At 66.1% G+C, this 25249-nt stretch carries 22 protein-coding genes; 5 read left to right on the forward strand and 17 right to left on the reverse strand.

From position 1 onward, the window contains the following. The 6 genes from BLT03_RS02725 to BLT03_RS02750 form a co-directional block, all read right to left on the reverse strand. Window positions 1–632: ABC transporter ATP-binding protein (locus BLT03_RS02725; protein WP_092740138.1), on the reverse strand; the 632-nt coding region annotated here is incomplete at its 3' end. Next, window positions 629–1384: an ABC transporter ATP-binding protein gene (locus BLT03_RS02730; protein ID WP_092740985.1), complete on the reverse strand. Its 756-nt coding sequence runs from the start codon at window positions 1382–1384 to the stop codon at window positions 629–631. The genes BLT03_RS02730 and BLT03_RS02725, both read right to left, overlap by 4 nt. 92 nt (window positions 1385–1476) lie before the next feature. Further along, on the reverse strand, window positions 1477–2355 hold the full coding sequence (locus tag BLT03_RS02735) for a branched-chain amino acid ABC transporter permease (protein WP_092740140.1): 879 nt from the start codon (window positions 2353–2355) through the stop codon (window positions 1477–1479). Between the two features lie 16 nt (window positions 2356–2371). Beyond that, window positions 2372–3247, reverse strand: coding sequence for a branched-chain amino acid ABC transporter permease (locus tag BLT03_RS02740; RefSeq protein ID WP_092740143.1), 876 nt, complete (start codon window positions 3245–3247; stop codon window positions 2372–2374). Window positions 3248–3325: 78 nt separating this feature from the next. Continuing rightward, window positions 3326–4546, reverse strand: a complete 1221-nt coding sequence (locus tag BLT03_RS02745) for an ABC transporter substrate-binding protein (protein ID WP_092740145.1) — start codon at window positions 4544–4546, stop codon at window positions 3326–3328. A gap of 58 nt (window positions 4547–4604) precedes the next feature. Further along, the gene (locus BLT03_RS02750; protein ID WP_092740147.1) at window positions 4605–5837 is read right to left on the reverse strand and encodes a metal-dependent hydrolase family protein; all 1233 of its coding nucleotides are present in this window, start codon (window positions 5835–5837) and stop codon (window positions 4605–4607) included. Between the two features lie 215 nt (window positions 5838–6052). Here BLT03_RS02750 and BLT03_RS02755 point away from each other — a divergent pair, with 215 nt between their 5' ends. Then, entirely contained in the window at window positions 6053–7024 is a 972-nt protein-coding gene (locus BLT03_RS02755) for a LysR substrate-binding domain-containing protein (RefSeq protein ID WP_092740150.1), read from the forward strand. 60 nt (window positions 7025–7084) lie between these two features. Here the strand turns inward: BLT03_RS02755 and BLT03_RS02760 are convergent, their stop codons facing one another. The 7 genes from BLT03_RS02760 to lgt form a co-directional block, all read right to left on the reverse strand. Next, the gene (locus tag BLT03_RS02760; RefSeq protein ID WP_092740152.1) at window positions 7085–8686 is read right to left on the reverse strand and encodes a sensor domain-containing diguanylate cyclase; all 1602 of its coding nucleotides are present in this window, start codon (window positions 8684–8686) and stop codon (window positions 7085–7087) included. Between the two features lie 154 nt (window positions 8687–8840). Next, the gene (locus BLT03_RS02765; protein WP_092740154.1) at window positions 8841–10430 is read right to left on the reverse strand and encodes a malonate--CoA ligase; all 1590 of its coding nucleotides are present in this window, start codon (window positions 10428–10430) and stop codon (window positions 8841–8843) included. A gap of 8 nt (window positions 10431–10438) precedes the next feature. Beyond that, window positions 10439–11296, reverse strand: coding sequence for an enoyl-CoA hydratase/isomerase family protein (locus BLT03_RS02770; protein ID WP_092740156.1), 858 nt, complete (start codon window positions 11294–11296; stop codon window positions 10439–10441). A gap of 83 nt (window positions 11297–11379) precedes the next feature. Further along, entirely contained in the window at window positions 11380–12375 is a 996-nt protein-coding gene (locus BLT03_RS02775; protein WP_092740158.1) for a Bug family tripartite tricarboxylate transporter substrate binding protein, read from the reverse strand. A gap of 146 nt (window positions 12376–12521) precedes the next feature. Further along, a complete protein-coding gene (locus BLT03_RS02780) occupies window positions 12522–13976 on the reverse strand; it encodes a malonyl-CoA decarboxylase (RefSeq protein ID WP_092740160.1) in 1455 nt (484 codons plus the stop codon). Next, a complete protein-coding gene (locus BLT03_RS02785) occupies window positions 13973–14659 on the reverse strand; it encodes a GntR family transcriptional regulator (protein ID WP_092740162.1) in 687 nt (228 codons plus the stop codon). The genes BLT03_RS02780 and BLT03_RS02785 overlap by 4 nt, the downstream gene beginning before the upstream one ends. A gap of 397 nt (window positions 14660–15056) precedes the next feature. Beyond that, on the reverse strand, window positions 15057–15878 hold the full coding sequence (gene lgt, locus BLT03_RS02790; protein ID WP_092740164.1) for a prolipoprotein diacylglyceryl transferase: 822 nt from the start codon (window positions 15876–15878) through the stop codon (window positions 15057–15059). Between the two features lie 417 nt (window positions 15879–16295). On the opposite strand from lgt, the gene BLT03_RS02795 reads away from it, so the two are divergent. Further along, entirely contained in the window at window positions 16296–18437 is a 2142-nt protein-coding gene (locus BLT03_RS02795; RefSeq protein WP_245711214.1) for a TonB-dependent receptor, read from the forward strand. A gap of 5 nt (window positions 18438–18442) precedes the next feature. On the opposite strand, the gene BLT03_RS23720 is transcribed toward BLT03_RS02795, so the two are convergent. Both BLT03_RS23720 and BLT03_RS02800 read right to left on the reverse strand, forming a co-directional pair. Continuing rightward, window positions 18443–18886: a hypothetical protein gene (locus BLT03_RS23720; protein WP_139160297.1), complete on the reverse strand. Its 444-nt coding sequence runs from the start codon at window positions 18884–18886 to the stop codon at window positions 18443–18445. A 60-nt stretch (window positions 18887–18946) separates the two neighbouring features. Continuing rightward, window positions 18947–20488 carry a Fic family protein gene (locus tag BLT03_RS02800; protein WP_175537648.1) on the reverse strand — a complete coding sequence of 514 codons (1542 nt, stop codon included), beginning with the start codon at window positions 20486–20488 and terminating at the stop codon, window positions 18947–18949. Window positions 20489–21077: 589 nt separating this feature from the next. On the opposite strand from BLT03_RS02800, the gene bfr reads away from it, so the two are divergent. Beyond that, window positions 21078–21554, forward strand: coding sequence for a bacterioferritin (bfr, locus tag BLT03_RS02805; protein ID WP_092740168.1), 477 nt, complete (start codon window positions 21078–21080; stop codon window positions 21552–21554). Window positions 21555–21658: 104 nt separating this feature from the next. Here bfr and BLT03_RS02810 read toward each other — a convergent pair whose 3' ends face one another. Beyond that, window positions 21659–22636, reverse strand: a complete 978-nt coding sequence (locus BLT03_RS02810) for a LysR family transcriptional regulator (protein WP_092740170.1) — start codon at window positions 22634–22636, stop codon at window positions 21659–21661. A 152-nt stretch (window positions 22637–22788) separates the two neighbouring features. On the opposite strand from BLT03_RS02810, the gene ilvD reads away from it, so the two are divergent. Then, window positions 22789–24483: a dihydroxy-acid dehydratase gene (gene ilvD, locus BLT03_RS02815; RefSeq protein WP_092740172.1), complete on the forward strand. Its 1695-nt coding sequence runs from the start codon at window positions 22789–22791 to the stop codon at window positions 24481–24483. A gap of 95 nt (window positions 24484–24578) precedes the next feature. Here the strand turns inward: ilvD and BLT03_RS02820 are convergent, their stop codons facing one another. After that, window positions 24579–24821 (reverse strand): TIGR04438 family Trp-rich protein, encoded by a 243-nt coding sequence (locus BLT03_RS02820; protein ID WP_092740174.1) that lies wholly within the window; start codon window positions 24819–24821, stop codon window positions 24579–24581. Window positions 24822–24928: 107 nt separating this feature from the next. Here BLT03_RS02820 and BLT03_RS02825 point away from each other — a divergent pair, with 107 nt between their 5' ends. After that, a complete protein-coding gene (locus tag BLT03_RS02825) occupies window positions 24929–25234 on the forward strand; it encodes a c-type cytochrome (protein WP_092740176.1) in 306 nt (101 codons plus the stop codon). Window positions 25235–25249 lie beyond the last annotated feature (15 nt).

Genomic DNA, 25249 nt, shown 5'->3' on the forward strand with positions numbered 1-25249 from the left:
CCCTGATCGAGGATGTAGCCTTGCTGGCTGATCTGCAGCGCCTGGCGTGCGCGTTGCTCCACCATCAGCACGGCCACGCCGGCGGCGGGCAGCTTCTGCACCATGTCGAATACCTTGCCGACCAGCGACGGCCCCAGCGCGGCGGTGGGTTCGTCCAGCACCATGATGCGGGGCGACGGCATCAGCGCACGGGCGAAGGCCAGCTGCTGGCGCTCGCCGCCGGACAGGTCGCTGGCTGGCTGCGGCAGGCGCTCGACCAGCGCGGGGAAGTCGGCCAGCACCGCATCCATGCGGCGCTTGACGTGGGGCACGCCGCGCACCACCAGCAGGTTTTCGCGCACGGTGAGCGAAGTGAACACGTTGGCCACCTGCGGCACGTAGGCCAGGCCGGCGTCGAACCGGTCTTCGGCCGACAGCCGCGTGATGTCGCGCCCGCCCAGGTGAATGCGGCCGGACACGCGCGGCAGCAGGCCCAGCAGTGCCTTCACCAGCGTGGACTTGCCCGCGCCGTTGGTGCCGGCGATGGTGACGATCTCGCCCGGCGCCACCGCCAGGTCGATGCCGTGGATGATGTCCACCTCGGAATAGCCGCCGCTCAGCTCGCCGATCTGCAGCAGGTTGCCGTCGCTCATACCACCCCTCCCATGTACGCTTCTTGCACGCGCGGGTCGTCCAGCACCGTGTGCGGGTCGCCCTGCGCCAGGATGCGGCCCCGGTCCATCACGATCATGCGGTTGGACAGCGCCTTGAGCGCCTGCAGGTGGTGCTCGATGACGATGAAGGCGATGCCCTGCCCGTTCAGTTCGCGCACGCGGTCGCAGATTTCTTCGATCAGAACCGGGTTCACGCCGGCGAAGGGCTCGTCGAGCAGGATGCAGCGCGGGTCCAGCATGAGCACGCGGCCCAGCTCCACCAGTTTTTTCTGCCCGCCCGAGAGTCCGCCTGCCTTCACGTCGCGCACGCGCGCCAGGTTCAAAAACTGAAGGATGCCGTCGGCCTTGGCGCCCAGCTGCGCTTCATGTTCGCGGCGGCTGCGGGTCTGGAAGAACGCGTTGACCAGCCGCTCGCCCTGCGGGTTGGCCGCGGCGGCCAGCAGATTCTCGTGCACCGTCAGGCTCTTGAACTCGCGCGGGATCTGGAACGTGCGCACCAGCCCCATGCGGGCACGGCGATAAGGCGGCACGCGGGTGATGTCCTGCCCCGCGAAGGCAATGCGCCCCGCGTCGGCCGGCTGCTGGCCGGCAATGGCGGCAAAGAGCGTGCTCTTGCCTGCGCCGTTGGTGCCGGCGATGCCCAGGATTTCGCGCTCGGCCAGTTGCAGCGACACATCGTCCACCGCCTTGAAGCCGCCGAACAGGCGGGTAACGCCCTCCACGTTCAGCATCGGGGCCGTGCCCTGGCCTGCTGGCGCGGCACCCGCAATCCCATCTGCGCTCACATTCGCACTCACATTGGCACTCACATCTGCGGTCGCATTCATTGGGTCTTGCCTCCGAACAGGCCATTGGGCCGGTACAGCGTGACCAGGATCAGCGCCAGCCCCACGGCCGCCAGGCGCAGGCTGGCCATGCCCACTTCGGACACGCCCGGCACCCAGTCCTTGGCGAAGCGCGAGCCCTCCAGAAACACCATCAGCAGCAGCGAGCCGAACACGGCGCCGCGCACCGTGCCCGCGCCGCCCATCACCAGGCCCATCCACACGTAGAAGGTAATGAGCGGAATGAACTGCTCGGGCGTGATGAAGGTGATGAAGTGCGCATAGAACGCGCCCGCCACGCCGGCCAGCGCCGCGCCCAGCATGAACACCTGCACCTTGAACCAGGCCGGGTCCTTGCCCAGCGCGGACAGCGCGGCCTCGTCGTCGCCGATGGCCTTCAGCAGCCGGCCGAACGGGCTGCGCGTGAGGCGCACCGTGCCCCACGACACCAGCGCCACCAGCAGCAGCAAGGTGGCGAACGTGGCCATGTCGGACACCGGGCCCCAGGCCGCGAACAGCTTGGGCAGGCCGGGCAGGCCCTGCACGCCCTTGGTCAGCCAGCTTTCCTGCTGGATGGAAATGCGCACGGCTTCGGAGAAGCCCAGCGTGACGATGGCCAGGTAGTCGTCGCGCAAGCGCAGCGACAGCAGCCCGATGGGCAGCGCCAGCAGGCCCGACAGCACGCCCGCCGCGATGAAGCACACAGCCAGCGGCACGCCCTGCAGCGACAGCAGGCCCGAGGTGTAGGCGCCGACGGCGAAGAACGCCACCACGCCGAAGTTGACCAGCCGCGTCAGGCCGAACTGCAGGTTCAGCCCCAGCGCGAGCAGGCAATAGATGAGGGCGATGACGCCGATGGCGCAAAGGTAGGCAATCATGGAATCGGCTCCTTGTTCAGCGCACCAGCTGCACGCGGCCCATGATGCCGGCCGGGCGCAGCAGCAGCACCAGCGCCAGCACCACGAACGACAGCACCAGCTTGTACGACGGGCCCAGCAGCGGCACCGCCAGCTCTTGCGCCACGCACAGCAGCAGCGCGCCCAGCACCGCGCCCACCGGGCTGCCGATGCCGCCCAGCACCATGGCGGCGAACGCGGGAATCAGGCTCTCCCAACCCATCTCGGGGCTGACGATGGCCTTCATGCCCAGCAGCACGCCGCCGATGGCCGAGAGCGCGCCCACCAGCGCCCACAGGCTCAGCATGAGCTTGCCGGCGCGAATGCCGCTGGCGCGCGCCAGATCGGCACTGTCGGCCACGGCGCGCAACTGGCGGCCGAAGCTGGTGCGGTAGATCAGCACGAACACCACGATCAGGCACACCACGGCGATGCCCGCGATGGCCACGTCGGTGGGCAGCAGGCGCACGCCGCCGAAGTTCCAGGCGCGCACCAGCGGCAGGTCGAACGTGCGCTGGTCGTGCCCGGCAAAGAAAGAGATCAGGCTGCGCAGCAAAAAGCCGAGGCCGATCGCCGCGAGCATGGACGACACCATGGGCCGCCCGGCCAGCTTGCGAAAGATGAGCGTGTACGAGCCGGCGGACACCGCGGCCGTGGCCACCATGCTGCCCAGCGCCGCCGCCCACAGCGGCCAGCCGCCCAGCATCTGCACCGCCACGGCGGCATAGGCGCCGGTGGTCAGGAAGTCGCCCGTGGCGGCATTGGGAAAGCGGTTGACGCCCATCACCAGGGTCATGACCAGCGCGGGCAGTGCCACCACCAGGCCTTCGATCAATCCGTTGATCAACAGGTTTGCGAAATCGATCCAGGTCATTGCGTCATCTCGTTCTTCACCCTTGCTTGCCAAAAAGCCCCGGGCCGCGCGTTGCCGTGCAGCCCGGAGCGTGTGCGATCACGCAGCGATGGACACCACGTCGCTGCGCACCAGCTGGCCCTTTTCGATCACGAAGACGCCGAAGTCCGGAGTGGCGTCGCCGTACTTGTCGAAATCGAGCTTGCTGGACGCGCCTTCGTAGTTCACCTTGGCCTTCTTGGCCAGTTGCGCCTTGCCTTCGGCGAAGCTGAAGACGGCCGTGCCGGGCGCGTTCGAGACATCGCGGATCTTGGCGTTGACCTGTTCCACCGTGGCCTTGGGGCCGGCGGCTTCCATGGCCAGGGCCAGCGAGATCACCATGTCGTAGGCCATGGCGGCGTAGATGTTGGTGGAGGCGGCCTTGCCCGTGGCCTTGGTGAAGGCCGCGTCGAACTGCGCGTACGAGGTGCTCTTTTCGTTCGACACGGTTTCCACCGAGATGATGCCCTCGCACACTTCGGCGCCCAGGGCCTTCACCAGGTCGGGGTTGGCCGCCCAGCCGGGAATGATCCACTTCGTGTCGGCGCCGGACTGGAACCACTCGCGCAGGATGATGGTGGTGTCGGGCAGGTACGAGCCCATCACGATCACGTCGGGCTTGGCCGCGAGAATCTTCTGCAGCTCGCTGCGGTAGCTGGGGCGGCTGGGTTCGTAGGTGACGTGCGCCGCCACCTGGCCGCCGCGCTGCGTCCACACCTTCGTGAAGCCTTCCACGTTCCCCAGGCCCGAGGCGTTGTTGAACGCCATGGTTGCGGGCCGCTTGAAGCCGCGCTTCTTGCAGATCTCGGCGAACGCCGCGCCGAACCGGTCGTTGGTGGCCTGAAAGCGCCACACCAGGTCCTTGGTATCGAGCGTGGAGATGGCGGGTGCGCCCGACACGTTCATCTCGATGATGCCGGCCGCATCGGTCAGCGGCATCACCGCCAGCGACACGCCCGAGGCCCACGTGCCCAGCACGGCCTGCACCTTGTTCACTTCGATCAGCTTCTTGGCGGCCAGCACCGCGGCGTCGGGCTTGGTCTGGGAGTCTTCGCTGAAGAGTTCCAGCTTGCGGCCACCGGCACCGCCGGCGGCGTTGACCTCGTCCACCGCCAGGCGGATGGCCTGCTGCATGCCTGGGCCGTACGGGCTGCCCGCGCCGGTGATGGGCGTGAGCGAGCCGATGCGGAACACGTCGCCCTGCTGGCTGAAGCCGATGGTGGGCAGGCACTGCAGGGCGGCTGCGGCGCCGCCGAGCTTCACGAAATTTCTACGTTGCATGAGGGTCTCCAGTCAGGTCAGGGGTCGGGATCGGTGGGTCGGGGTCAGGTCGCGGTCGTCAAAGGGTGTTCTTGAACACGGCGCCATCCTTCACGATGGCCTTGATGTGCTCGCCCTGGTTCAGCAGGCAGGCAATGTCGGTGAGCGGGTTGCCATCGACCAGCAGCAGGTCGGCGATGGCGCCCACGGACACTTCGCCCAACTGGCCTTGCTGGCCCAGGATTTCAGCGCCGATCAGCGTGGCCTGCTGCAGCACCGGGCCATTGCCCAGCACGTCGGCGCGCAGGCGCAGCTCGTCGGCCTGCAGGTAATGCGTTTCGGCCAGCAGGTCGCTGCCCAGGCCCATCTTCACGCCAGCCTTGGCCAGGATTTCGATGGCCGCCTTGCCCTGGCTGCGCACCGAATCGATCTTGGCGATGGACACCGCCGGCAGGCCGTAGCGCTCGCCCTCGTTCGCAAGGCCCTCGTAGGTGATGAGCGTGGGCACCATGAAGGCGCCCATCTCGGCCATGAGTTCGGCAGTGGGGGCATCCACCAGGTTGCCGTGCTCGATGGTGCGCACGCCGCAGCGCACGGCGCGGGCGATGGCGCGGGGCGTGTAGGCATGGGCCATCACATAGGTGTTGGCGTTGGAGGCCTCTTCGACAATGGCGCGCAGCTCGGCCTCGGAATAGCCCAGGTTGCCGATCGGGTCGTTGGGCGACGCCACGCCGCCCGAAGCCATCACCTTGATCTGCGTGGCGCCCTTGAGGATTTCTTCGCGCACCGCCAGCCGGCAGGCGTCCACGCCATCGACCACGCGGCCGATGTTGCCCAGCTTGTAGGCGCACGAACACACGTCCAGGTTGTCATTGCGCTCGCGGAAGTCCGCATGGCCGCCGGTCTGCGACAGCGCCTTGCCCGAGGGGAAGATGCGCGGGCCCGGCACCAGCCCGGTGCGCACCGCTTCGGCCAGCGACCAGTCGCCGCCGCCCGCATCGCGCACCGTGGTGAAACCGCGGTCCAGCATGCCGCGCATGATGGGCAGCGACCGCAGCATGGTGAACACGTTGGGCATCTTGGCCACCGTGCCCAGATTGAACGACGACGCCACCACGTGCACGTGGCAGTCGATCAGGCCGGGCATGAGCGTCATGCCGCGCGCGTCGATCACCGTGGCGCCTTCGGGGGCCTGCAGCCCCTCGCCCACCGCCGCGATGCGGCCGTCCTGCACGAGGACCGAAAGGCCGGCGCGCAGCGTGAGGGCATGCACGTCCAGCACCTGGCTGTTCTCAATCAACAAAGCGGTCATGAAGAGGAAGATTCAAAAAAAGGGCTTCAAAATTACTCATGGCCTGCGCAACCGGAGGACCATGGGCCTGCGCCGTCCCGTTTGCGGTGCAATGAAAGCACTCCATTCGGGGAAAACCGTCACAACGCCGTCACAGGTTGCATTTATCAGGCCAATCCGCTCCCGTCGCAACGCCTAAAATCTCAACCGCCCATGACTACAGCTCATATCACTGCATGCGCCGCCTCTGCCCCACCCTCTCCGAACTGAACGCTTTCCACTCTGCGGCAAAGCACCAGGCTTTCACCATGGCGGCCAAGGAGCTATGTGTCACCCAGAGCGCCATCAGCCGCCACATCGCATCGCTGGAGGACTACCTGGGGCAAAAGCTTTTCATCCGCCGATCCTCGGGGCTGGAGCTGACCGATGCGGGCGCCACCTACCTCAACGCCACCCGCCCCGCGATGGCGGCGCTCGAATCGGCCACCGCACAACTCATGTCGTACGGCGGCGATGGCGGCGCGCTCAATCTGTCGGTACCGCCCACGTTCGCGGCGCAGTGGCTGTTCCCGCGCCTGGGGCACTTCAAACGCACGCTGCCGCAGGTGTCGCTGAACTTCGTGCGCTACCAGCACGCGCACGACTTCGCGGTGCCGCACGAGTTCGACGCGGCCATCCAGTACGGCTACGGCAACTGGCCCAGCGCCAATGCGCGCTACCTGATCGGGCAGGAGACCAGCATCGTCTGCAGCCCCCAATTGCGCGACAGCCTGCCGCTGCGCAGCCCCGCCGACCTGCAGCGCGCCACCCTGCTGCAGCACATCGAGGTGCCGCTGGCCTGGCACGACTGGATGGTGGCCAATGGCGGCGACACCGGCGGCAGCCGCTTCGGGCCGGGTTTCAACCTGTACTCGCTCATCATCCGGGCGGCTGTGTCGGGCTTCGGCGTGGGCATCGTGCCCACGTGCCTGGTGGAAGACGAACTGCAGGCCGGCTCGCTGGTGGAGCCGCTCGGCCAGCGCTTTCAAAGCCCGCTGGGCTACTACCTGTGCGCACCCACGGCCCGCACCAACCTGTCGGTGTACCGGCTGGTGAGCGGCTGGCTGGAGCACTGCTGCAGCCATGCGGCGGGCACCGACCCGGGCGTGGGCACGGCGCCCGCGGCGGGGTGCATCTTCTGTGGCGTGGAGCCTGCAGCGGCCTCTTGAGCCCGGGGCCGGCCGCCAGCGCGGCGGCAGGCCGTCCCTGCGGGTGATGTGGTCAGACGCTCAGGCCGGGCCCGGGCCAGTGTCGGGGCCGGCACCACCCTCACCCACGGACCGCACGGTGTTGCGCCCGGCCTGCTTGGCGGCGTACAGCGCTGCATCGGCCTCGGCCAGCAGGTCCTTTGCAGTGGCGGGGGCCCTGTCCGTCCAGTCGCAGCACGCCAGGCCGCCGCTCACCGTCACGCAGTCGAAAGGGCTTTCGGGGTGCGGTATCTCCAGCGCCCGCACCGCCGCGCGGGCGGCCGAGGCCACCAGGGCAGCGCCCGAGGCGTCCGTCTCGGGCAGCACGATGACGAACTCCTCCCCGCCATAGCGCGCCACCAGATCGCCGGGCCGGCGCACCGAGGCCTCCAGCGCACGGGCGACCTGGCGCAGGCATTCGTCGCCCTGCGGGTGGCCGAGGGCGTCGTTGTACTTCTTGAAAAAATCGACGTCGAACATGACGACCGACACCGGCTGGCGGCTGCGGCGGCAGCGGGCCATCACCTCGGCGACGCGCTGGTCATAGGCGCGGCGGTTGTACAGGCCCGTCAGGCCGTCGTGCTCGGCCAGGTGTTCCAGCTTGTCGTTGGCGAGCACCAGCGCATCGCGCGCGGCGGTCAGGTCGCGCTCGACATCGCGGCGATGCCGGACCGTCCGGATGACATAGCCGCCCGACAGACCGACCACCGACACCAGCAGCAAAATGCCCAGGGCCTGCACGGTGGCGGCGCGGCGCCATTCCGCCAGCACTTCGTCTTCCGCCAGCGCCACCGTGATCAACAGCGGGTTGCTCTTGGCATGCTCGAAGCTCACCAGGCGGCGCACGCCGTCGATGGGCGACGGCACCGTCGTGATGCCGGACCGGTTTTCCGCCAGGGTGCGAAAGTACGCGGAGGTGCCCAGGTTGCGCCCCAGGTCTTCGGTGAAGAAGGGCCGGCGCGCCAGCACGGTGCCCTCGCCCAGCAGCAGCGCGATGGCGCCCCGCTCCCCGATCTCCAGGCCGTTCAGCAGGCCGAGCACGTAGTCCACCCGGATCGTCGCCAGCGCCACGCCCGCGAACTGGCCGTTGGCGTCGTCGATGCGGCGGGACACGGGAATCACCCACACGCCCGACGAGCGGCTGACGATGGGCTTGCCGATGGCCAGGCGCGTGCTCGGGCTGTCGCGGTGGTGGATGAAATAGGCGCGGTCGGCGTTGTCGGCCTGGGGGTTCTGCACGGGCTGCGAGTTGACGAGCCAGCTGCCGTCGCGCCCGAAGATGAACAGGCCGTGCAGGTGCTCCGACTGGGCAACGTGCGTGACCAGCACGGGCTGCAGGCGGTCCAGCGCTTCGGGCGCCATGTCGGAGCGCTCCAGCTCATACACCACGCTGGCGAGCACCCGGCCGACTTCGGCGAACATGGCATCGGTCTGCTGTGAAAAGGCGTGCGTGAGGTTGCGCGCCGAGTCGGTGGCCTGCTGCCATTCGGCGTCGCGCGCGCGCCAGGCCAGCCACACGTTGGAGGCCACGAGCAGCAGTGCGACCAGCACGACGAACAGCACCGTCGATGCGACGGAGCGGTCCTTGTCAGGACGGTCAGGAGGAAGGGGGGCCGCCGGGGATCGGGGCAAGGCAAGAGGCATTCAGCACGGTTCCAGAGGGCGAAGGCGCCTTCAGGTTAGCACCGGCTGCCGCCGCGGTGAAGCGGCTTTCCCCTCGATTCCGCCAACCGGGCCACCGGTCAGGCCAGCCACCGGCCGCCAGGCGAGGCCCGCGGCGCCGGTGGCGGCAACCCCATCAGCCCGCGAACAGGCCCTTGTGCTGCTCGCGCAGCAGGTTCTTCTGCACCTTGCCCATGGTGTTGCGGGGCAGTTCCGCGGCGATGAAGCAGCGCTTGGGAATCTTGAAGTTGGCCAGTTGCGACTTGAGCTGCACCACGATGGCGTCGGCATCCAGCTGCGCGCCGGGCTTCGGCGTGACCACGGCCACGCCCACTTCGCCGAAGTCCGGGTGCGGCACGCCGATCAGCGCGCTTTCGGCCACGCCGGGCATCTCGTTGATGTAGCCCTCGATCTCGGCGGGATAGACGTTGTAGCCGCCGCTGATGATGAGGTCCTTGCTGCGGCCCACGATGCTCGCGTAGCCGCGCTCGTCCACCTTGCCCACGTCACCCGTCTTGAACCAGCGATGGCCTTGCGCATCGGTGCTGAACTCTTCCTGCGTTTTCTCGGGCATGCGCCAGTAGCCCTTGAACACGTTGGGGCCGCGCACCTGGATGTTGCCGATCTCGCCGTCCGGCAGCGGCTGGCCCGCATCGTCCACCACGCGCAGGTCCACGCCCGGTAGCGGAAAGCCCACGGTGCCGCCGCGGCGCTCGTCCTGCCCGCCGTGGCGGCCGTCGGCCGCGTAGGGGTTGGAGGTGAGCATGATCGTCTCGCTCATGCCGTAGCGCTCCAGGATGGTGTGGCCGGTGCGCTCCTGCCATTCGCGGAAGGTCTCGATCAGCAGCGGCGCGGAGCCGGCGATGAACAGCCGCATGTTGCGCACCGCCTCGCGGGTGAGCCCCGGCTCGGCCAGCAGGCGCACGTACAGCGTGGGCACGCCCATGAACACGGTGGCGCGCGGCATCGCGGCGATCACGGCGCGCGGGTCGAACTTGGCGAGCCAGATCATCTTGCTGCCGTTGAGCAGCGCCGCGTGAATGGCCACGAACAGGCCGTGCACGTGAAAGATGGGCAGCGCATGGATGAGCACGTCGCCCCGGCCGTCGGGCCCGCCGGTCTTCGTCCAGCCCCAGTAGTCCTTGAGCACCTGCGCGTTGGACAGCAGGTTGCCGTGCGTGAGCATGGCGCCCTTGCTGCGGCCGGTGGTGCCGCTGGTGTACAGGATGGCGGCCAGGTCATCGGCCGCGCGCGTGGCGGGCAGCTGCGTGTCGCCGTGGTGCGATGCGCGTTCCAGCAGGCTGCCGGTGCGGTCGTCGCCCAGGGTGAACACGTGCTGCGTGCCGGCCGTGAACGCGATCTTGGACACCCAGCCGAAATTGGCCGGCGTGCAGACCACCACGGCGGGCTCGGCATTGCCGACGAAGTATTCGATCTCGGCGCTCTGGTAGGCGGTGTTGAGCGGCAGAAAGACGTGGCCGGCGCGCAGCGTGCCCAGGTACAGCATGAGCGCTTCGACCGACTTTTCGACCTGCACCGCGATGCGGCTGCCCTCGGGCAGCTTCAGCGAATCGAGCAGGTTGGCGATGCGGGCGCTGGCGCGCTCCAGGTCGCTCCAGGTGTAGTGCAGCGGCGTGCCGTCGGTGGCCGTGGTTTCGACGGCCACGGTGTCCAGGTCGTCCGGAAAGGCTGCGCGCAGGGCGGTGAACAGGTTGTGTTGGCTCATGGAAGCAATCAGAAGACAGGAGGACGTTTGGCCAGAAAGGCCGCGATGCCTTCGCGGTGCTCGGGGCTGTCCGCGTAGGCGTAGGGGTCGGGCACCGCAGGGGCAGCACCGGTGGAGGCGGCGGAGCCGTTCAAGGTCAATGCTATATTTTCAATAGCACTACTCCATAGGGAGATATGCGCTGGAGGCCATTTCAATACCCGAAGCGTTTGCTTGTTCATGCGCGCCGCGGCGGGGCCCAGCGCGGCGATGCGGCACGCGCTCGCCAGCGCCTCGGCGGCCAGCGATGCCTCGGGCACCACGCGGTTCAGGAAACCGCGCGCCGCCATGTCGTCGGCGCCGAAGGTGGCGGCCTCCAGCAGCATCTGCCGGGCGACGAGGTCGCCCAACGCGCCGGCGACCAGTTGCGCCTCGCGCGGGGCCATGGGAAACCCCAGCTTGGCAATGGGCGCGCCGAAGCGGGCATGGGTGCCTGCAATGCGCACGTCGCAGGCACTGGCGATCTCCACGCCCGCGCCCATGCAGGCACCGCGAATGCAGGCCACGATGGGCACGTCGCACTGCAGCATGGCGGCGAGCCCGCCCCACACCTCGGTTTCGTGGAAGTCGCGCAGTGCCGCCGGGTCGAAGCGAAAGGCGGGGTATTCGGAGATGTCGCCACCGGCGCAGAAGGCATCGCCCTCGCCTTCGATCAGCACGCAGCGGGCGCTGGCGTCGTCCTGCAGCGCCTCGAACACCAAGCGCAGCTGGCGCCACATCGCGCGGGACATGGCGTTGAGCCGCCCCGGGTGGCGCAGCAGCACGCGCACCACCCCTGCGGCGCCGTCCGACGCATCCATCCGCTCCACCACGATGTCACCCGCCATTGACCCGATCTCCGATTTGCTGCCCGACGAACCGCCGACCCTGCCGGCCCCCGCTTCACCCCCGCCCGCGCCGAACGGCCCGGTCAGTCGAGCTTGGCGCCCGATTCCTTGACCACCTTGGCCCATCGCCGCACTTCGGAGCTCACCATCGCGGCGAACTGCGGCTGGGTCATGCCGCCATAGTCGGCGCCGTTCTTGGCCCACACGGCCTTCAGCTCTTCGGCGGTGCCCAGGCGCTGCGCCTCTTCGACGATGCGCGCCTGCAGGTCGGCCGGCGTGCCCTTGGGCGCCCACAGGCCGTACCAGGTCGTCACGGTGTAGTCCGGCAGGCCCACTTCGGCCGCGCAGGGCACGTCGGGGAAGGCCGGGTTGCGCTTGGTGCCGGCCACCATCAGCGCCTTGATGCGGCCGCCCTTGATGTGCGCGGCGGACGATCCCAGGCCGTCGAACATCATGTCCACATTGCCGCCGATCAGGTCCTGCAGCGCCGGGCCCGCGCCGCGGTAGGGAATGTGCGTGATGAAGGTGTTGGTCTGCAGCTTGAACAGCTCGCCCGCCAGATGGTGCGAGGTGCCCGCGCCGGCCGAGGCGTAGTTGAGCTTGCCCGGGTTGCGCCGCAGGAAATCCAGGAACTGCTGCATGTTCGTCGCCTGCACCGTGCGCGGGTTGACCACGACCACCTGGGGCACGTTGGCCAGCAGCGCCAGGGGAATGAAGTCTTTCTCGATGTCGTAGTCGAGCTTGGGGTACATCGACGGCGCGATGACGTGGTGCGTGCCGCCCATGAAGAGCGTGTAGCCGTCCGGCTGCGCCTTGGCCGCGAAGCTGGCGCCCACCGTGCCGCCCGCGCCGCCGCGGTTGTCGATCACCAGCGTCTTGCCCGTGGACTTGGCGAACTGCGCCGCGAAGGGCCGCGCGAAAGCGTCGGTGCCGCCGCCGGCCGGGAACGGCACGACCAGGTTCACCGGCCGCGAGGGCCATGCCGGGTCGGCCGCGAAGGATTGGCCGGTGGCGAAGGCGAGGCCGGCCGCAGCCGCGCCGCGCAGCACGCCGCGGCGCTGCAAAGAGGAATCGCTCATGGTTTTTTGTCTCCTGTCGTTGTCTCTGTTGTGCATGCAAGGAAGGCGCGCTCCACCGCGCCAGCACCGGCCTCCACCGCAGGGGCGAAAAGCCTGGCGCGCGTCCCGTGGCACGCGCCGGCCCTTTTTCTACCCCTGCCCGCGGGTCAATCCCGGCACAGGCTTTCGATGTCTCCCGACATCGGCACGCGGCCCTGCGCCAGCAGGCCGCGGTGTTTGTCGATCCGCTTCAGATCGTAAAGATAGTTCACCATCAGGCCAAACGATTGTTTGACGCCCTTGGGCGACGGGTCGCCCGCCCAGTTCAGCCGCTCCACGCGCGCGCCGTTGCCCAGGTGGAACCGCGCCACCGGGTCGATCGGCTTGCCCTCGTTCAACTCGCGCCCCAGGTAGCGCGCCGCGCACTGCAGCAGCAGTTGGCGCACGGGCGATTTGAGCGGCAGGTCCAGCGCCTGCTCGGCCGCGGCCAGCACGTGCGCGGCCTGCGGCGGCTCGAACCCCACGGCCTTGCCCAGCTCGGTGCGGCGCTTCTCGTCGAGTTGGTCCAGCGCCGCGGCGCAGTGCTTGGACAGCCATGACCGAAACCCCGGAATGGGCGACAGCGTGGCAAACGTGCGCAGCCGCGGGAACTCGTCGGTGAGCGTTTCCACCACGTGCTTGATGAGCGAATCGCCGAAGCTGACGCCTCGCAACCCCGTCTGCGTGTTGCTGATGGAATAGAAGATGGCGGTGGTCGCCTTGGACAGGTCGGACGGCGCGGCGCCCTCGTCCAGCAGCGGCGTGATGCTGGCGGACAGGTCCATGACCAGCGCCACCTCGACGAAGATCAGCGGCTCGTTGGGCAGGCGCGGGTGGAAGAAGCCGTAGCAGCGGCGGTCGCTGTCCAGCCGGTTCTTCAAATCCGCCCAGCTGCGGATGTCGTGCACCGCTTCGTACTTGATGAGCTTTTCGATCAGCGACGCGGGCGAATCCCACGACAGGCGCTTGAGCTCCAGAAACGCCACGTCGAACCAGGTGGAGAACAGTTGCTCCAGCTCGGCGTCGAGCGCCACCAGGCGCTTGTCGCCTTTCAGCTGGGGCAGCAGCTCGGCCCGCAGGTCGAGCAGGAACCGCATGCCGTTCGGGAACACCGCGAACCGCTGCAGAAGCCGCGTGCGGGGCGACACCAGCGCGCGGCGCAGGTGGATTTCGGCATGGGCCTCTTCGGCCGTACCGGCTGCGGCTTCGTAGCGCTGGCGCGCCGACTTGAACCGCGTGACGTCGGGCGAGAACTGCTCGCACAGCAGCAGCCACATGTCCCGGCGCTCTTCGGGCTCGGCCGTGGCGTACCAGGCCGCGACGGTCTGCGCGCGGCGCCCGCCCTCGACCTCGCTCACCTGCGGCGCCGCCACCTCTTGCAGATCGGCCAGCAGCCGCCGCAGCGCGCGGGGCGACAGGGCCTCCTTGCCGCGGCGCAGCGTGGCCTGCAGGCGCTCGTGCGTGGAGCGCGGTGGTTGCGGCTTGGCCGGGGCGCTGCCCGCGCCATCGGCCGATTCGGTCTTGCTGTCTGCGGGGCGCAGGCGGGAAACGCTGCGCGTGATCCATTCGGCGGCGGCATTCATGGCGTGATCCTCGAGTGTTGGTTGCGGGCGATGTCGCGCAGCGCGGCGCGCTGGCGCACGAGATGGGTGCGCATGGCCTCTTCGGCCACTTCCGGCGCACGCAGCTTGATGGCGTCGAACAGTTCCAGGTGCTCGGCCAGGCTTTGCTGCAGCCGGCCCGGTGCCCGCAACTGCTGCAGGCGCGCCAGGCGCAGGATCTTGCGCAGGTCGCCGATCACCTGGGCGAGCCAGCGGTTGTCGGCCAGGGTGATGAGCGCTTCGTGAATGGCGTGGTTGGCCGCGTAGTATTCGGCGATGCGCCCGGCCGCTGCGTGTTCGCGCAGGCGTTCATGCAGGATTTCGAGCGCGGCAATGTCGGCCTCGCCAGCACGCAGGGTGGCCTCGTGCGCGGCACGGCCCTCCAGCAGCGCGATGACGGGAAAGATCTCGTCCAGATCGCGCTCGGTCACCTCGGCCACGAAGCAGCCTCGGCGGGGTTCGTGGCGCAGCAGCCCTTCCGCCACCAGCACCTTCAGCGCCTCGCGCAGCGGCGTGCGCGAGATGGCCAGCCGGTCGCACAGCGCGACCTCGTCCACGAAGCTGCCCGGCGGCAACTGGCCGGCAAAGATCAGCTCGCGGATGCGCTCCGCAGCTTCGGCATGCAGGGACGGGGCTTGGGAGCGCACAACGGCGGGCAGGGTCATGGCAACAGTCGGTAGGTTGGCTTGAGCGATCGACCTCGTTAACGGTGAAAACGCAGTGCAACATGCAGCAACACGCTGGCATCGCGCGACATTACATGTAATTTCGCATAATTATGGCGATCGGTACAGACTTTTGGCTATCAGGGATTGCCTGGGGCGCAAAAACGGACGGAACAGGCCGTGCGACAGGCGGTTTGTGAGCGGTTTCGCCCGAGAGCGCCGCACTCTCGGGCTGGGTGGCTCGACCCAGAAGCCGAGCGTCCCACCGCCGCCGCCACGCGGACGCCATGGCGGGAGCACTGCGCGCCATCTTTTCAATGGCGTGCAAAAGAACGATGCGCTATATTTTTTATAGCATTCAGCGCACGTCTTTATTGCGCTGGAGCCTCAAAAGGCATCAAGCCCTTTGCAGCACTGGCTGGCGACACGCCCACACCCACATCGCAATACCGGCCACGATCATCGGCACGCACAGCCACTGCCCCATGCTCATGCCCAGCGAGAGAATGCCCAGGAACGCATCGGGCTCGCGGAAGTATTCGGCGATGAAGCGGAAAGTGCCGTAGCCCACCAGGAAGGCCGCGGCCACTTCGCCCTGGCGGCGCTCGCGGCGGGCATAGAGCCACAGCAGCACGAACAGCAGTACGCCTTCCAGCAGGAACTGATAGACCTGCGACGGGTGGCGCGGCAGCAGCGAGCCGCTTTGCGGAAAGACCATGCCCCATGGCAGATCGGGGCTGCTGAAACGCCCCCACAGCTCGCCGTTGATGAAGTTGCCCACGCGACCGGCCGCCAGCCCTGTCGGCACGCACGGCGCCACGAAGTCGGCCACCTGCAGCCATGGCCGCTTGCGCGAGTGGGCGAACCACACCATGGAGGCGATCACGCCCAGAAGGCCGCCGTGAAAGCTCATGCCGCCCTGCCAGATGTAGAAGATTTCCAGCGGATGCGACAGGTAGTAGCCCGGCTTGTAGAACAGGCAATAGCCCAGGCGCCCGCCCACCACCACGCCGACCACCCCGAGAAAGAGGATGTCCTCCACGTCGCGCCGCGTCCAGGCGCCGGGGCCGGTGATGGAAGCGAAGGGCTGGTGCCGCAGGCGCCGCAGGCCCAGGAACATGAACAGGCCGAAGGCGGCCAGATACGTGAGGCCGTACCAGTGGATGGCCAGCGGGCCCACTTGCAGGGCGATGGGGTCGATTTGGGGGTACGTCAGCATGGTGGCCGGTATTGTGCCCGCGCGGCATGGCAGTTCCTGCCCACCGGAAGGCTGGCAGCCCCCACTGCGAAGGACTCAGGGTTGGCGAGACGGTTAAAGCACAGCGCTCCAAGGCGAGCATCGCCGCATTCCGTCCAGCGGGATTCAAATCAAATCGGCTGCCTGCCGCCTGTTTATCTGGCTCTGATGCTATCGAATAAATAGCGCAAAAAAGAAACACTCAATGAACCGCTTTCTCACGGATCGCATAATTGATAACGCTTCTCATTCTTTCCTTTCTTCTCAACGGAGCCTGGCAAAAGCCGCTCCGTCCCCATCGTTTTCAACGCTCATTCCTCCGGGCCGCCCTGCGCTCCTGCGCTGATGCCCCGGAACCAGGCAACCCTGAACACCATGCAACGACACGCCCTTCTCGCAATGCCCCGTTTCGCTCCCACCCCGCTCGCCCGCCTGGTCCGCCATTGCGTGGGCGCTGGTCTGCTCGTCGCCGCTGCCGGCGTCAGCGCGCAGACCGCTGCCAAAACCGCGCTCGATGAAGTGGTCGTGTCCGATCAGGCGGAAGCCATCGGCGGCCTGCAGAAGACCTATTCGGGCGGGCAGTTCGCGCGCGGCGGCAACCTGGGCATTCTGGGCAACACCGATCTGATGAACGTGCCGTTCAGCACGACCAACTACACGTCGGAGCTGATCGACAACCAGCAGGCACTGAGCGTGGCCGACTTGGTGATGAACGATGCCTCCGTGCGCACACTCACCTCGCGTGGCGGCTTCGGCGACGACTTCCAGATCCGCGGCTTCACGGTGTCCAACAGCGACATCAGCATGAACGGCCTGTTCGGCCTCGCGCCCTCCACGCGCATTCCGCTGGAAATGGTCGAACGCGTCGAAGTGCTCAAGGGCCCTGGCGCGCTGACCAATGGCGTGGGCCCCAGCGGCAGTGTCGGCGGCAGCATCAACGTGGTCACCAAGCGCGCGGCCGACGTACCGCTCACGCGCCTGACCACCACCTACATGGGCAAGGCGCAACTGGGCACGCACCTGGACGTGGGCCGCCGCTTCGGCGAAGACAACCAGTGGGGCGTGCGCGTCAACGGCCTGGTGCGCGGCGGCGAGGGCAACATCGACGGCGGCAAGCAGAACCTGGGCCTGGGCTCCATCGGCCTCGACTACGTCGGCGCCCGCACACGCTGGTCGCTCGACGCCTTCGCCACGCGCGGCGAAACCAAGGAATTCCGCCCGCAGATCAACTTCGCCGGCACGGCAGCGACCGTTCCGGCAGTGCCCGACGCACGGCTCAACTTCTACCCCGGCACCAAGCTGCAGGACAACGTCAAGACCGTCATGTCGCGCGTCGAGCACGACCTGAACGACCGCACCACCGTGTACGGCAGCGTGGGCTACATGGACATGGACTACGAGCAGACCTTCCCCAGCGGCCGGCCCGATTCGCTGGGCAATTTCAATGTGTCCAATGCCTACTACGACCAGTACACGAAATCCAAGGCGGCCGACATCGGACTGCGCACGCGGTTCAACACGGGCGGCATCAAGCACACGCTCGCCATCGGCGCGAACTACCTGAACCAGGAAACGGGCTACTTCTACGCCACCTCAGCCACCAGCCGGCCCTCCAACCTGTACAACCCCTCTCCCCTGCCCGCGATGACCGTGGCCCGCGGAGAGCCCGGAAAGAGCTCGGTCACCGACCAGTCCAGCCTGGCGCTGGCCGACACCATGGCCTTCCTCGACGACCGCCTGCTGGTCACGCTGGGCCTGCGCCACCAGACCATGGAGCAGGAAAACTTCACGCCCACGACGGGCGTGTCCAGCAGCCACTACAAAAAGAATGCCGTGACGCCGCTGGCCGGCCTGGTGTTCAAGCCGGCCAGGAACGTCTCGGTGTACACCAACTACACCGCCGGCTTGACCCGCGGCGCCACCGCGGGCGTCACCACCGCCAACGCCGGCGAAACCTTCGCGCCGCAAAAGTCCAAGCAGCACGAAGTGGGCGTGAAAGTAGACTGGGGCCAGCTGACGACGCAAGCCGCCATCTACCAGATCAAGAAGCCCGGCGCGGTCACCGACCCGGTCACCAACGTCTACAGCTTCGGCGGCGAGCAGCGCAACCGCGGCCTGGAACTGACGGCCTACGGCGAAGTCCAGCACGGCCTGCGCCTGATGGCCAGCGCCGCGTTCAACGACGCCAAGCTCACGCGCACCGCAGGCGGCGTGAACCAGGGCAACAACGCCGCCGGCGTGCCGGACCGCACCTTCAACCTGGGCCTCGATTGGGACACGCCCTTCGTGCAGGGCCTGAGCTTCAACGGCCGAGTCATCCACACCTCCCCGGTTTACGCCGACGCCGCCAACCGCCTGCGCGTGGCCAACTGGACGCGCCTGGACATCGGCGCCCGCTACGCCACCAAGGTCTCCGGCAAACCCGTGGTCCTGCGCGCCAGCCTGGAAAACGCGTTCGACAAGAACTACTGGGTGGTCAGCAACTACGTGACCGTGGGCGCGCCGCGCACTTTGATGCTGTCGGCGGCTGTGGATTTCTGAGGAAGCTACCGGCCGGTGATTTCAGGGCGCCGGCAAGTCGCCGGGCCAGCCTCATGGCTTGACGGCTTTTGAACCCGGGGCACTGCTGGAGGACGCAGAAGCTCCTCCAGTTTTTCCCGTATCGCTTCCGGCTTGCGTTCACTGCGGTTGATGGCTTCGCAACTCCCAAAGTCCGTTTCCACCGAAGGGTTGGCGAACCGTGAATAGTGCAGCGTCTCGCAGTCGCACCGCAAGCGGGCTTTCAGGGCTTTCGTTCGCTGGTGCCGCACTTCGGCCATCCAGCATGCGTCGGCGCAGCCGCAAGAGCGATAGTCGAGAACTTCTCCCGCGTGGGGCCAGTCGAGCGAAGAGGTGCCGCTTCCACCGGCATAGGCGGTTACATCGGCTGCGACAAAACAAGCACTGAGAATGCTTGCCAGGAAACACTTCGCAAAGCCCGTCGTTTTCATGGGCAGCAGTGACTCAATTCACACAAGACTAGATGCGTTGCACCCCTGAAAACAGCGATTTCAACGCTTGGAAGGTTTTAATCCCACCTGTTTTTCATAAATCTCGACGGTTTTTGTGATGCCCTCGACTGTCCAGGCCAAAGCATCGTCGGGACCGTTTGGATTGCGTCCGCTGGAATACACGATGATGGGACGTTGCGGGCTGTTGACGGGCGGAAGACCGTAGCTCATCAGCACCCAATCACCCGCCAGTCTCGCTGTGCGGCCGTTGGCGTCAGGAAACGGATGGATGCTGATCAGTCGCTGGACCGTCGCGGCGGCTAATTCAGCCGGACTCATTCTGCCTTGATCCACTTGAGCAGATGCATGTTCAAACCATTCATCGAAGTGCGCCATCTCTGCCCCCACTTCTCGCTCATCCACTACGGCAGCTGCAGAGGTGCCCTGGGGGAAACCGGTCGGTTGCCTGCGAAACTCCCCAAAGCGAGCGCCAAATTTTTCAAAGGCATCGGGGTCATTGAAAGGCATGGTGCCCTTGCCCAGCAACGCATTCAGGCGCTTGAGATGTTCGGTATCGAGCGGGTGATTTTGCCCTATCCAGTCCTTCATCTGATGATCAGCGGCCTTCCAATTACGCCCTGCCAATGGCGTTGACTTCGCGGTATTGGAGAGACCCGCCCGTCCTTGATCCACTTCCAGCCGAGCGGCCTCTGCTCTTTCTGCGGTCCTGGCGCTACCGGTCTCGATCAGCTTTTGGATCGTTCCCCATTGTTTTTGCACGTGCTTGAGCTTGGCTTCCTGCTCTTTACGCACCTGCGGACTGATGGGTTGATTTAAAACCAGGTCCATCAGCCGGATTTGTGTGCCTCGTGTGCCAACATGCACCTTTTTAAAGTCGAGGCCTGACGGAAGCTGCTGCATATCTATGTTGTCAGCCAAATTCAAAGCCCTCAACTTCGGCAGACGTCCAATGCCGTCGGGAATATTGGAGAGTGAGCAACCTTTTAATTCCAGATGCTCGATATTCGTGCCCTCCGCAAATATTTCTGGCAAGTGACGGAGCCCTGGATTATCAGAGAGGTCGATTTGCCTGATTTTTGGGCCCATCCCGCCTTCTGGCAAAACCACCAAATTACAACGGCTGGCCTCGATCACCTCGAATTTTTTCAAATCTGCCATCGATGCAGGGAGTTCGGTCAATTGGCCGTTATTTTTAATCTCCAGCATGACCAACTCACCCGCCTGACCGATATTTTCCGGCAACTCATGCAGGTCACAATCGTTTGCCTGGATGCGAGCCAATGCGGGGGCGTACGCCAGATCGGGCGGCAAATTTTTGAGTGAAGGGTTGCCATTCACAATGAGATTTCCCAAATGTGGCAGCAAGAAAAGCCCATCCGGAAGGCTGTTCAGATGTTTCCCTTCCAAGTCTAGAACGAAGGACTCCTGCTCGTGGGCCTTGAGAATTTTGGTTTTTACCGACTGGGGACCTGCCCAATTCGTCAAAAAATCCTCGAGCAACTCCCTTTGCTCGCTCTTGCTCTGCGGCAGTACTGGCCTGATTTCCGATCTGACCGCCTGCCCTCTTATCGAAGGAGACATCATCAGGCTGGAACCAGGTTCTGACACGACCCGCTCAGCAATTTCACTCAGCCTTTGCCTATCCAGCGCAGGTCCCCGGGGTTGGAATGCAAACGCTTGCCTTGGCGCAGACGACCTTGAACTCGATGAACTGCCGTCGGCGCGAGGGGGCAAATCAGCCGGTCGGTTGAGTGCAGAGCGATGCCTCAAGGGCGGGCGATGAGTACTCGTACCCTCTCCCGAAGTCGTCGCAGATTGAGTGCGACGTGATGACGAATCAATGGGTGATGACTTCATGGGATTTCCACTGCAATTTCTTGAAGCATCTTAAAAATGACAAAGCGGACTGACCCATCCGACACGAAGCAATCATTCGACTAACGAACATCGCTCTGCAGATAAAACGATCCAAATAAAATTGGCGATTTATAAAACGGTGGGTACGCACGTTCATTAATCGGATTAATAACCGTGCTGGAGCCCTCAAAGAACCGCTCCCAACGCGAACGCTTCTGATCCCGGTACGCATGCAGAGCGCCATGCCGGGGGCTTTCCCTGCGGGGGTGCTGCCGGCCGCGCGATACTCGCGCCCTGATTCCAAGGAAAAAACATGCAGGGAAACCCACAGGTCATCGACTATTTCAAAGACCTGCTGCGCGGCGAGCTGGCTGCGCGCGACCAGTACTTCATCCATTCGCGGCTCTACGAAGACCAGGGCTTCATCAAGCTCTACACGCGAATCGATCATGAAATGCAGGAAGAGACCCAGCACGCCGACGCGCTGCTGCGCCGCATCCTCTTCCTGGGCGGCATGCCCGACATGCGCCCCAAGGAGTTCACGCCCGGCACCACCGTGCCCGAGATGCTGCGCAAGGACCTCGCCACCGAGTACGAAGTGCGGGCCGCCTTGCAAAACGGCATGGCGCTGTGCGAAAGCGTGCGCGATTACGTGAGCCGCGACCTTCTGCTGGCCCAGTTGCGCGACACGGAAGAAGACCACGCCTATTGGCTGGAGAAGCAGATTGGCCTGATCGACAAGGTCGGCCTGCAGAACTACCTGCAGACGCAATCGGCTTCCGCGGACTGACCCAACCCTCGGCCGGTTTCGGCACGGCGTGCATACCAGGGCGGCGTGCACGCCATTTCGAGCCTTTTAGCCCTCCACCGCCGTATTCATTGCGCCGGCAGCTATTAATTCAATAGCAAATCATCTTTGCCAAGTGTTTTCGCGGGCCCATTCCCTTCCCTGGCCTGAAGCGCTTGCACGAAGGCCATGAAGCGCACCAACGCCGGGCTGGCTGACGCCGCGTTCCACACCAGCCGGGTTTCGCACTCGGGCAGCGCGGGCCCTTGCCGGCGCGGTGGGGCGACCTCGCGGTAGACCACGCCGGGGCGCTGGAACTGCATGACGCTTTGCGGCACGAAGGCCAGGCCGAGACCGGCGGCCACCAGGTTGACGATGGTCTGCATCTGGATGGCCTCTTGCGCCACCTGCGGGGAGTGCCCGGCTGCGTGATAGAGCGCAAAAATCGCGTCGTACACCGAGGGCAGGATGCGGCGCGGGAAGATCACCACCGGCTCGGCCAGCACGGCGGGCAATGGTGGGGCGTCGGCATGCAACGCCAGCGGATGCGCCGATGGCAGCGCCAGCACCAGCGGCTCGCGCGCCACCCGCAGGCCGGCCAAGCCAGGCGGCGCAAACTGCGGCGAATGCAGCAGCAGGCCGGCGTCGATCTCGCCACGCTCGAGCCACTGCAACTGCACATCGCCCGTGGCCTCGACAAGTTCGAGCGCCACCTGGGGGCATTCGCTGCGAAAGGCACGCACCCAGGCCGGCAATTGCTCGAAGCCCACGGTGGAGACAAAGGCCAGCCGGATGCGCCCGACCTCGCCCTGGGCTGCGGCCCGCGCCCGCGCCGGCAGGGCCTGCGCGCGGGCCAGCACGTCGCGCACGTCGGGCAGCAGGGCTTCACCCGCCGGAGTGAGCGCGACCCGGCGGCGCGTGCGGTCGAACAGCAGCAGGCCCAAAGTGCGCTCCAGCTGGGCGATCGCCTGGGTCAGCGGCGGCTGGGTCATGTGCAGGCGCTGTGCGGCGCGGCCGAAGTGCAGCTCTTCGGCCACGGCCAGAAACTGGCGCCATACGCGCAACTCGATGGAGGCCTCATTCATATGCCAAGCATATCAATGGCGCCTTGAAAACGGATTGGAACCAATCAATCAAACAGCGCATACTCCGCGCTGCCCCAAAGTCCACCGGCCTGCTCCCATCTGCGGATGCCGGCCCGGCGGACGCAAAAATTTCCTCCCACGAAGGACGCTCCATGGAAAACAAACCCCTGCAGATCAACCGCCGCAGCGCCAACATCACCGAAGGCAAATCGCGCGCGCCCAACCGGTCCATGTACTACGCCATGGGCTACGAAGAGGGCGATTTCAAGAAGCCGATGGTGGGCGTGGCGAACGGGCACAGCACCATCACGCCGTGCAACTCCGGCCTGCAGAAGCTGGCGGACGCGGCCATCCAGGGGATCGAAGAGGCCGGCGGCAACGCCCAGGTGTTCGGCACGCCGACCATCAGCGACGGCATGGCCATGGGCACCGAAGGCATGAAGTACAGCCTGGTGAGCCGCGAGGTCATCAGCGACTGCATCGAGACCTGCGTGCAGGGTCAGTGGATGGACGGCGTGCTCGTCGTGGGCGGCTGCGACAAGAACATGCCCGGCGGCCTGATGGGCATGCTGCGCGCCAACGTGCCGGCCATCTACGTGTACGGCGGCACCATCCTGCCGGGGCGCTACAAGGGCCAGGACCTGAACATCGTGAGCGTGTTCGAGGCCGTGGGCCAGAACGCCGCAGGCAACCTGAGCGATTTCGACCTGAAGGAAATCGAAAAGCGCGCCATTCCCGGCACCGGCTCGTGCGGAGGCATGTACACGGCCAACACGATGTCGAGTTCATTCGAGGCGCTGGGCATCAGCCTGCCCTACTCCAGCACCATGGCGAACCCGCACGACGAGAAGCAGAACTCGGCCAAGGAGTCGGCCAAGGTGCTGATCGAGGCGATCAAGAAAGACATTCGCCCGCTCGACATCGTGACCAAGAAATCGATCGAGAACGCGGTGGCGGTGATCATGGCCACGGGCGGCTCGACCAATGCCGTGCTGCACTTCCTGGCGATCGCGCATGCGGCCGGCGTGGACTGGACCATCGACGACTTCGAGCGCATCCGCCAGAAGACGCCCGTGCTGTGCGACCTGAAGCCCAGCGGCAAATACCTGGCGGTGGACCTGCACCAGGCCGGCGGCATTCCGCAGGTCATGAAGGTGCTGCTGAACGCCGGCCTGCTGCATGGCGACTGCCTGACCATCGAAGGCAAAACCATCGCCGAGGTGCTGAAGGACGTGCCGGACGTGCCCCGTGCCGACCAGGACGTGATCCGCCCCATCGACCAGCCCATGTACGCACAAGGCCACCTCGCGATCCTGAAAGGCAACCTGAGCCCCGAAGGCGCCGTGGCCAAGATCACCGGTCTGAAGAACCCCGTGATCACCGGGCCAGCGCGCGTGTTCGACGACGAACAGTCGGCGCTCCAGGCCATTCTGGACGGCAAGATCGTTGCGGGTGACGTGATGGTGCTGCGCTACCTGGGCCCCAAGGGCGGCCCCGGCATGCCCGAGATGCTGGCACCCACCGGCGCGCTGATCGGCGCGGGCCTGGGCGAGAGCGTGGGCCTCATCACCGATGGACGCTTTTCCGGCGGCACCTGGGGCATGGTGGTGGGCCACGTGGCGCCTGAGGCAGCGGCGGGCGGCACCATCGCCTTCGTGAACGAGGGCGACTCGATCACCATCGACGCCCACACGCTGCGCCTGGAACTGAACGTGCCTGAGGCCGAGCTGGCCCGCCGCCGCGAAGGCTGGACGCCCCCTGCCCCGCGCTACACGCGCGGCGTGCAGGCCAAGTTCGCCTTCAATGCCGCCAGCGCCAGCAAGGGCGCGGTGCTGGACGCGTATTGATCCATCGGCAACGAACGCCTCACGTAAAAATGCCCGCAGCCAAATGGCTGCGGGCATTTTTTATTCGGGGGATTGGAAAGATCGCGGTGGAAGGATCAACGGCGGTTGCGCGGCTGAATGCCCAGGGCTTCTCTTTGCTTGTCGATGCGGTCCTGCTTGCGGCGGTCCATCTTTTCCATGGCCTTGCGCTTGGTATAGCCGCTGGCATCCGCCCACGTCCACCACACCAGGGCCAGGGCAAAAGGAGAGAGCACCCACCACCAGTTCCACTGGGCCACGGGCCCGATTTCGAGGTATTTGAGCAGCACCAGAAGCACTCCCAGACTCAGCGCGTACATGGCGATCTCCTGTGCAAAGCCGTCTTTACCTGGCGAGGGGTCAACCCCCGCCACTACAATTTCATTGAGCCGAGATACTAACCCACAACCCCCACAGGAAACCCCCGATGAAGCGCACCCTGATCACCCTCGCGATGACCCTGTCGGTGGCCGCGCCCGCCCTGGCCGACCAAGCCCTGGCCACCTCGAAGAACTGCATGGCCTGCCATGCCGTGGACAAGAAACTGGTGGGCCCGTCGTACAAGGATGTCGCGGCCAAGTACGCGGGGCAAAAGGATGCGGTGGACAAACTGGCCGCCAAGATCATGAAGGGCGGCTCAGGCGCGTGGGGCCCGGTGCCCATGCCGGCCAATGCCCAGGTGAACGATGCCGAAGCGAAGAAGCTGGCAGCGTGGGTTTTGTCGCTCAAGTGAGCGAACCGCGTCCCT

This window comes from Paracidovorax valerianellae, from assembly GCF_900102625.1.
Taxonomy (GTDB): domain Bacteria; phylum Pseudomonadota; class Gammaproteobacteria; order Burkholderiales; family Burkholderiaceae_C; genus Paracidovorax; species Paracidovorax valerianellae.

Coding starts and splice junctions, on each gene's coding strand:
- BLT03_RS02775 (WP_092740158.1), bottom strand. CDS start 12,375: ATGAGCGATTCCTCTTTGCAGCGCCGCGGCGTGCTGCGCGGCGCGGCT.
- BLT03_RS02825 (WP_092740176.1), top strand. CDS start 24,929: ATGAAGCGCACCCTGATCACCCTCGCGATGACCCTGTCGGTGGCCGCG.
- BLT03_RS02730 (WP_092740985.1), bottom strand. CDS start 1,384: ATGCTGAACGTGGAGGGCGTTACCCGCCTGTTCGGCGGCTTCAAGGCG.
- lgt (WP_092740164.1), bottom strand. CDS start 15,878: ATGCTGACGTACCCCCAAATCGACCCCATCGCCCTGCAAGTGGGCCCG.
- BLT03_RS02760 (WP_092740152.1), bottom strand. CDS start 8,686: ATGCCTCTTGCCTTGCCCCGATCCCCGGCGGCCCCCCTTCCTCCTGAC.
- BLT03_RS02795 (WP_245711214.1), top strand. CDS start 16,296: ATGCCCCGTTTCGCTCCCACCCCGCTCGCCCGCCTGGTCCGCCATTGC.
- BLT03_RS02780 (WP_092740160.1), bottom strand. CDS start 13,976: ATGAATGCCGCCGCCGAATGGATCACGCGCAGCGTTTCCCGCCTGCGC.
- BLT03_RS23720 (WP_139160297.1), bottom strand. CDS start 18,886: ATGAAAACGACGGGCTTTGCGAAGTGTTTCCTGGCAAGCATTCTCAGT.
- BLT03_RS02820 (WP_092740174.1), bottom strand. CDS start 24,821: ATGTACGCGCTGAGTCTGGGAGTGCTTCTGGTGCTGCTCAAATACCTC.
- BLT03_RS02800 (WP_175537648.1), bottom strand. CDS start 20,488: ATGTCTCCTTCGATAAGAGGGCAGGCGGTCAGATCGGAAATCAGGCCA.
- BLT03_RS02745 (WP_092740145.1), bottom strand. CDS start 4,546: ATGCAACGTAGAAATTTCGTGAAGCTCGGCGGCGCCGCAGCCGCCCTG.
- BLT03_RS02785 (WP_092740162.1), bottom strand. CDS start 14,659: ATGACCCTGCCCGCCGTTGTGCGCTCCCAAGCCCCGTCCCTGCATGCC.
- BLT03_RS02750 (WP_092740147.1), bottom strand. CDS start 5,837: ATGACCGCTTTGTTGATTGAGAACAGCCAGGTGCTGGACGTGCATGCC.
- BLT03_RS02755 (WP_092740150.1), top strand. CDS start 6,053: ATGCGCCGCCTCTGCCCCACCCTCTCCGAACTGAACGCTTTCCACTCT.
- BLT03_RS02810 (WP_092740170.1), bottom strand. CDS start 22,636: ATGAATGAGGCCTCCATCGAGTTGCGCGTATGGCGCCAGTTTCTGGCC.
- bfr (WP_092740168.1), top strand. CDS start 21,078: ATGCAGGGAAACCCACAGGTCATCGACTATTTCAAAGACCTGCTGCGC.
- BLT03_RS02740 (WP_092740143.1), bottom strand. CDS start 3,247: ATGACCTGGATCGATTTCGCAAACCTGTTGATCAACGGATTGATCGAA.
- ilvD (WP_092740172.1), top strand. CDS start 22,789: ATGGAAAACAAACCCCTGCAGATCAACCGCCGCAGCGCCAACATCACC.
- BLT03_RS02770 (WP_092740156.1), bottom strand. CDS start 11,296: ATGGCGGGTGACATCGTGGTGGAGCGGATGGATGCGTCGGACGGCGCC.
- BLT03_RS02735 (WP_092740140.1), bottom strand. CDS start 2,355: ATGATTGCCTACCTTTGCGCCATCGGCGTCATCGCCCTCATCTATTGC.
- BLT03_RS02765 (WP_092740154.1), bottom strand. CDS start 10,430: ATGAGCCAACACAACCTGTTCACCGCCCTGCGCGCAGCCTTTCCGGAC.